Source organism: Gammaproteobacteria bacterium, assembly GCA_003696665.1.
Taxonomy (GTDB): Bacteria; Pseudomonadota; Gammaproteobacteria; order Enterobacterales.
On the sequence record RFGJ01000268.1, the window covers coordinates 1 to 1095 of the forward strand.

Annotated in this window: 1 protein-coding gene; it reads right to left on the bottom strand. The window is 53.1% G+C overall.

All coding sequences use genetic code 11. The features are described from left to right. A partial coding sequence (locus D6694_07515) for a sodium:proline symporter (protein RMH42960.1) occupies positions 1-1095 on the bottom strand: 1095 nt, incomplete at both ends.

Sequence of the window (1095 nt, forward strand, 5' to 3'; positions counted from 1 at the left end):
ACAATGACCACAAGGGCGCCGGTCAGCATACCGGCAAACGCCCCCGCCTTATTCATCCGTTTCCATAGAACCGACAGGACGACAACAGGACCAAACGCCGAACCAAGGCCGGCCCAAGCATAAGACACGAGTTCGAGCACGCCCGAATCAGGCTCACTGGCAATCCACGCAGCCAGTATCGCGAGCGCCACAACACTTAGCCGCCCCAACCAGACCAGTTCTTGCTGTGAGGCGTCTTCGCGAATCCATCGGCGATACAAATCCTCAGTCACGACACTCGAACACACCAGAAGCTGAGAATCAGCGGTACTCATCACCGCGGCGAGAATGGCCGCCAGAAGCACACCTGCCACCCATGGATTGAATAAGGTTTGGGAGAGCAGAATAAACACTTTTTCCGGATCATTTTGCAGTACCGACCACCCTGCGTCCGGATAGCTCTGAAAATAGGCAATGCCAAAAAATCCAACTGCCATGCTACCAATGAGCGCCAGAACCATCCACCCCATGGCAATGCGACGCGCTGGGGCGACGGTCGCGACATCTCGACACGCCATAAATCGTGCGAGAATATGTGGCTGACCGACATAACCAAACCCCCAGGCCAATAAAGAAAGTGCGCCCAACCACGTCAACCCTTCAATTGGCGCAATCAGGCTGATTCGATCCGGTGTCTGACTCATGAGCGCCTGATCGGTTGTCTCAATGACTTGCCAGACTTCGCTGAGCCCACCAAGGGCCGATACAATGGCCACCGGTGCGATCAATAACGCGAGCAACATTAACGATCCTTGTACAAAGTCCGTCCAACTCACGGCCAGAAAACCACCGATGAAGGTATAAGAAACGATCACCGCAGCGCCAAGCCACACCGCCCACTGATAGTCGATTTGAAAGGTCTGATGAAAAAGCTTTCCACCAGCCGCCAAACCAGATGCCGTATAGACGGTAAAAAATATGAGCACGACAAGGGCTGAGGCCAAACGTAATAACCCACTTTTGTCTTCAAAGCGATTCTCAAAATAGTCGGAAAGTGTTAACGAGTCGCCAAAGACTTCGGTGAAATAACGCAATCGTGGCGCAACGATTTTCCAG